We start from the raw sequence: 6,147 nt of genomic DNA on the forward strand, positions 1-6,147 counted from the left end.
TCTGCTTTGGTGCGGCCAGAATAATCTGGCTTCACGCTCTGACAACGGCGTCAGCGTTTTTGAAAGCTTTGGATGACGGCAGGTTCAATGGCAATCACGCCATCGTTGAGTTGCGCTTGCTCGGCTAAACCATCCTGCGGCAGATCCTCAGGGCCTCGCGCTACCACGTCGGCAATCCGGAGCTGCAGTGGTCGCAGCTGCAGGGCGACGATTTTCGCTGTCGTGGACCCCTCGCATCCAGCGTGGGCTATACCTCGCAGGCGCCCCCAAACCAGAACATCAGCAGCTGAGCTGATCCGTGCTCCGGGATTCACATCGCCGCAGAGGAGGATACTCCGGTCACTCTTGAGATGATCGCCGGAGCGGAGTGTGCCCTGGTGGAACAACACCTCTGTAGGGCCCGCTGGGATCGAATTCGTCTGGGCTTTACGTTTTAAAGATGCGTGATCAGGGCTTGCGTCCAGGCCAAGCGCTGAGGCACTTACGACGGTTTCCAGTGCTCGGCTTGTGATCCTTCCGAGTTGATGGCCTGCATCGGCAACCAAGGCACATAGGTCCGTCAGATCGGTGCAGCTCAGGATCCAGTCTTCGCAATCGAGATCAACGATCGTTTCGGAGCAACTGTTCAAGAGATCAGGCAATCGATCCCTCCAGTGATAAAGGCGCTGGTCGGGAAGCTTCAGTGTCATGGCTGCTTCACCTTTGCTGATCGGGGCCATTCAATGTCCATTTCTTCCCTGAGCTCGGAACTGATGTCACGGGGGTGAATCAACCAGGACGTCGCCGCAGGTGTGGCCAAACTGGCAACAAGTGGCGATGCCTGTTCCAGAGCCTGGAGTTGACGTCCATCCCACAGGCGCAAGCCGCCTCTGTAGGGGTGATACCCACGGAGTTGTTGATGACGCAATCCGCAGCAAAGTTCCGGGTCATGGCCATGACGATCGGCCAAACGCCTGGCTGTCGCGAGCAGTTGCAGTTGATCAGCCCGGGGGAGATGTTCGACGGCCGTAGCTTTGAGTAGGCGTCGATCTAAAAAACGACCGCTGAGTTCAGCGAGGGGCGCTGGGGCTTCAGATTGCCATCGCTGAAGGTGGTAGCCGGTGCGTTGGTCGTCGTTGGCAAGGAAGTTCTCAAGGCTGATCATGTTCGGTTGCCAGAGCCAGCTGGCCATCACTTCATCAGCCCACACCTGCTCAGGACCAAGTTGTCGTGCCGTCAGGATCAGTTTTTCCAGCAGCCAATTGCACACCACATTCAGCCGGTGGTTGTAGACGCTCCTGTACATCAGATTCCTCACCACCAAGTAGTGCTCAACAGCCATCAGACCTTTGGGGTGAATGGCCATCTCACCATCAGGGGCAAGGGTCAGTGCTCCCAGAATTCGGTCGAGATCCAGCTGCCCGTAGCGGGTTCCAGTGCTGTAGCTGTCGCGCAGGAGATAGTCCAGGCGGTCGCAATCCAGTTGGCTGCTGACCAGGTGTTTGACCAATGGGTGTGGGCTGAGGCCATGCTCAAGAAGATCTGCCACCGCATCTGCTGTACCGGATTGATGGCTCTCCAGACATTCACGGATCTTTGGGTGAAGCCGGATCACCCGTGCTGACCATTGTTCGTGGCGCAGGCCGAACATTTCCTCGCCGGTATGGCTCAAGGGGCCATGGCCGATGTCATGGAGCAACGCAGCGCCATAGAGCAACCCGCGGTGCTGCTCCAGAGCCGGCGCCAACGGCAACATTCGCTCAAACGCACGACGCGCCAGATGAAAGACGCCCAGCGAGTGGGTGAAGCGACTGGATTCGGCGCTGTGGAAGGTGAGGTATGCCGGTCCGAGCTGCCGAATACGACGCAGGCGCTGAAAAGGCGTCGTGTCCACAAGGTCCATCACCATCCCTTCTGCTGGGGCTTGTCGGTCAAGACCGATGCCCCGATGCAGAGGGTCGTGATAGGTGCGCTGGCTCATGCCTCGATGTCGTCTGCGGATTGTTCAAGCAGTGCTTCCATCCATTGCTGCGCTTCGGAGAGCCAGCGGTCGCCATCGCCGCCGGGATTCAGCGGCTCCGGATCGGACAGCGCACGATCGGGTTCGATCCCCTCTCCCTGAATATCCCGTCCTCTGGGTGTCACATACCCCGCGACAGTCACCGCAAGTCCGCTGCCGTCACTCAGGTTGGTCAGCGTTTGAATCAGACCTTTCCCAAACGTTTGGCCTCCGAGCAACGTGGCTCTTTCATTGTCCTGAAGTGCTCCTGCCAGGATTTCACTGGCGCTGGCTGTTCCCCCATTCACCAGGGTGACCATTGGTCCGTCGAAGACCGTCTGGAGACTTGCCTGGATGGTGTCATTGATTCCGTCACGGTTGCGGGTTTCGACGATGGCGCCACCGGAAAGAAAGTCGTCTGCGACTGCCAATCCAGCACTCACCAAGCCACCTGAGTTGTTGCGTAGATCGAGAACCAATCCTTCGATGTCCTTGTTCTGAAGTTGTGCGAGTGCTTCCTTTACCTGTTCAGGTACGCCTTCGCTGAATTGGGTGATTCGCAGGTAGCCGAGGGTGTGGCTGCCGTTGCGCAAGCGCCGTGTACGCACCGGCCTGAGATCAACGCTGCGGCGCTCAAGGGTCAGTTCGTTCGACTCGCCATTGCTGTTTCCCAGAGTCAGAACCACCTGTGAGCCCACGTCTCCCCGCAACGCTGCCACCGTTCCCTCGAGACCTAAATCCACCACGGCTTTGCCATCAATGGACAGCAGCTGCGTTCCACTGGTGATGTCTGCCTCTCCGGCTGGCGAGCCTTCCAGGGCTGAAATCACCACAACGCCATTGCCGCCTTCGTCCGGTCCCAGTTGCAATCCCACCCCGCTGAGATTTCCGCTGGTGCTGTTTTTCAGAGCTGCGTAGTCCTCCGGACGGAGCAGCCGGGTGTAGGGGTCTCCCAGCTGAGCGAGCATGGTTTCGATGGCCGCGTAGGCATCGTCACTACTCTCGATGCTGCGTTCCATGGCCTTCTGGCGTTGACGTCGCCAGCGGACCGCATCGAGTTGCTCGGGGTTCCAAAAGCCCTGGTTCACGAGGCGCCAGCTGTCCACCACGAGCTGTTGTGTATCGCTGAGTGCAACGGCTGTGCACACGTTCCCCAGCACCAAAAAGCAGCAAAGAGCAGCTGTGATCAGTTGGCGCAGCGCTCGAAACCCTCTGCGCCGCAGCCTGTCTGAAAGATCGTTAACAGTTGGATACATCGCGGGGGGTTCGCCTCGATGGCAGAAGCGTGCTCAGTAGACTTTCGCAACTCGAGCCCGCTTGTGCATGGCGAACTCATCACCGGTTTACGACTGGTTCCAGGAACGTCTGGAAATCCAGGACATTGCAGACGACATCGGCTCCAAGTACGTGCCTCCCCACGTCAACATCTTTTATTGCTTGGGTGGGATCACGTTGGTGTGCTTCCTGATCCAGTTCGCGACCGGTTTCGCGATGACCTTCTATTACAAGCCCACCGTCGCGGAGGCTTACAAGTCGGTCGAGTATCTGATGACCGATGTCAGCTTCGGCTGGTTGATCCGCTCCGTGCACCGCTGGAGCGCCTCAATGATGGTGCTGATGCTGATCCTCCACGTGTTCCGGGTTTATCTCACCGGTGGCTTTAAACGCCCCCGTGAGCTCACCTGGGTCACTGGCGTCACCATGGCTGTCATCACGGTGTCCTTCGGCGTGACCGGATACTCCCTCCCCTGGGATCAGGTCGGTTACTGGGCTGTGAAAATCGTCTCCGGAGTTCCCGCAGCCATTCCAGTGGTTGGCGACTTCATGGTTGAACTGCTTCGCGGTGGCGAGAGCGTTGGTCAGGCCACCCTTACTCGCTTTTACAGCCTGCACACTTTCGTGATGCCTTGGCTGCTGGCTGTTTTCATGCTCATGCACTTCCTGATGATTCGGAAGCAGGGCATTTCCGGTCCCTTGTGATCTGCGTTCCTACTGTTCCCTCAACACCTGGACTAACCGATGCACATTCTCAAGAAGCCTGATCTCTCCGATCCGAAAATGCGGGCCAAGCTCGCTAAGGGCATGGGTCACAACTATTACGGCGAGCCCGCCTGGCCCAACGATCTGCTCTACATCTTTCCGGTGGTGATCCTCGGCACCATCGCTTGTGTGGTGGGTCTGGCTGTTCTGGATCCCGCGATGCTCGCCGACAAGGCTGATCCCTTCGCGACACCCCTGGAAATTCTTCCAGAGTGGTACCTCTATCCGGTCTTCCAAATTCTGCGGGTTGTTCCGAACAAACTTCTGGGCATTGCACTCCAGACACTGGTTCCCCTCGGTCTGATGCTTGTTCCTTTCATTGAGAGCTTCAACAAGTTCCAGAATCCTTTCCGTCGTCCCGTTGCAATGACTGTGTTCCTTTTCGGAACCGTCACCACTATCTACCTGGGTATCGGCGCTGCACTCCCTATCGACAAGTCCCTGACTCTCGGACTGTTCTGATCAATCGCAAGATTTCAGATCTCTTACCCCGACTCATGGAGTCGGGGTTTTTTTGTGCTCATGGATTGGAGCTTGGTTAGTGACCCATGGATTCGTCCAGATTCAGCATCAGGACGTCGTCTGGGTTGACGTGGAGGAAGTGGTGCATCAACAGAAAACCAACGATGGTCCAGGTCTGATAGGTACGTGACTGCTGTCCAACCCATGTCCCTGTCGGTCCGTCGAAGTATTCGGCCCACTGCTGACGGGGCAGTTGGTTGAGATGGCTCCAATAGCACTCGTCCAACAGGGTTTTCATTTGCCCCATAAGCAACACGTCGGCTTGGGGGTTCAGGCGTTCATGGAGAAGGATGGACGCTCCGAAAAACCAGAGCAGGCTCGGCCAGTGGCCGCCGTTGTGATAACTCCATGGCCAGTTTTTGGGATCAGACCCTGTCTTGTTCTCCCACTCCACCCCTTCCATGGGTGGATGACAGATGCGCATCGGCATCTGGGCCATGAGGTGATCCCGGTTGTGCAGAACCAATCGGAACATGGCCCGTTGCTGCGGCGCGGTCAGCAGCCCGAACAGGGATGCCAGGGAGTTTCCCAGGGAATAGAAGCGGAAATCCGGTCGTCCGGTTCGCATGTTCCCGATCATGTAACCGCCTCGGTTTTCGAGCCAGTCCTGCAACCAGTCCGGGATGACCTGCGGTTGAACGTTGAACTCGTTCTGATGCTGGTTTTCTCCGTACTGCTCCGTCGGACGTCGTCGAAGCACTTGCATGGTTTTACTGGTGACCCAGTAGTGCTTCAGCAGGAACTGCCGCAAGTCATGGGTCCACTGCCGGCTTAAGCGCAGCCGTTCTCCTAAAAGAACACTGTTCTCCTGGCGTTGGCACAGCTCCATCAGTCCCACGCAGCTGCGGAGTGCAGCAAAGAGCAACACTTCCACTTCCAATGGAGCACCCCATACGTCCATGGGGCGGTCAATCATGAAGGCGCAGTCCGGAACGAACAGCACCGGTGTTCCCTCGAAACTTGGGTGAAGAACGAGATCGAGCAGCAGTTGCAAACCACGCTGCACCTCAGGACTTCGACCGAACTCCGTGTCTCCACTTCGCTTGACGTAGATCCAGCAAAGAATCGGCCACCACAGGCTTGCATCCACGGAGGTGATGCGACCGATTGAGCGTTGGCCGTAGTCCGCAACGAGTTCCCCTTCCTCTTCAACGAAGCTGGTGGGAAAGACACCGCGCGTTTGAACACTGGTGCTTTGCAGGTGAAGGCTGACGCTTAGAAACTGCTTCACGATGGCGAAGCGGCCTTCCAGCATCAGATAGATCATCACGGGAACGTTGTCCCGTAGGAAGATTTCTCCGTAGTTGAGAGCTTCGTCAGAGCGACGATGCTCCATCGCCGCCACGCTCCCGGCGAGTTCCCCTTGTACGCCGATCAGCGTGGCTTCGAAGTGTTCACGTGCTTTTTGCAGCACCTGCTCTTCGTTTGAGTTGGGCCGGAAACGCTGGCTCTGTTCGGTGAAGCGCGTTGGCATCGCGGTGACCTCCATCTGAAACGTAGTTCTTGCAATGGGTTTCGCCAGTGGAAGCAACTCTTCAGATCTGTATGCGATGTGCCCCTTGCGAGGGGGGGAGATGTGGTGTTATGGTTTTGTCTTGCGCGGGAGC

6 protein-coding genes are annotated in these 6,147 nt (G+C 57.4%); 2 read left to right on the plus strand and 4 right to left on the minus strand.

From position 1 onward, the window contains the following. Positions 1-50 precede the first annotated feature (50 nt). The 3 genes from minC to ctpZ are packed head-to-tail and all read right to left on the minus strand — an operon-like array spanning position 51 to position 3,234. Entirely contained in the window at positions 51-689 is a 639-nt protein-coding gene (gene minC / locus DXY30_RS03840; RefSeq protein ID WP_115093451.1) for a septum site-determining protein MinC, read from the minus strand. Beyond that, positions 686-1,960: an HD domain-containing protein gene (locus DXY30_RS03845; RefSeq protein WP_115093436.1), complete on the minus strand. Its 1,275-nt coding sequence runs from the start codon at positions 1,958-1,960 to the stop codon at positions 686-688. Before DXY30_RS03845 ends, minC begins: the two co-directional genes overlap by 4 nt. Continuing rightward, on the minus strand, positions 1,957-3,234 hold the full coding sequence (gene ctpZ, locus DXY30_RS03850) for a carboxyl-terminal processing protease CtpZ (protein WP_115093437.1): 1,278 nt from the start codon (positions 3,232-3,234) through the stop codon (positions 1,957-1,959). Before ctpZ ends, DXY30_RS03845 begins: the two co-directional genes overlap by 4 nt. A 67-nt stretch (positions 3,235-3,301) precedes the next feature. Between ctpZ and petB the strand changes: the two genes are divergently transcribed. Both petB and petD read left to right on the plus strand, forming a co-directional pair. Further along, positions 3,302-3,958: a cytochrome b6 gene (gene petB, locus DXY30_RS03855; RefSeq protein WP_011363493.1), complete on the plus strand. Its 657-nt coding sequence runs from the start codon at positions 3,302-3,304 to the stop codon at positions 3,956-3,958. A 39-nt stretch (positions 3,959-3,997) separates the two neighbouring features. After that, complete coding sequence (petD, locus tag DXY30_RS03860; RefSeq protein WP_115022998.1) at positions 3,998-4,480, plus strand: cytochrome b6-f complex subunit IV; 483 nt, start codon at positions 3,998-4,000, stop codon at positions 4,478-4,480. 76 nt (positions 4,481-4,556) lie between these two features. Here petD and DXY30_RS03865 read toward each other — a convergent pair whose 3' ends face one another. Beyond that, complete coding sequence (locus tag DXY30_RS03865; protein ID WP_115093452.1) at positions 4,557-6,014, minus strand: glycoside hydrolase 100 family protein; 1,458 nt, start codon at positions 6,012-6,014, stop codon at positions 4,557-4,559. Positions 6,015-6,147: the final 133 nt, after the last annotated feature.

The organism is Synechococcus sp. UW106, assembly GCF_900474015.1.
In the GTDB taxonomy this organism is placed as follows: domain Bacteria; phylum Cyanobacteriota; class Cyanobacteriia; order PCC-6307; family Cyanobiaceae; genus Parasynechococcus.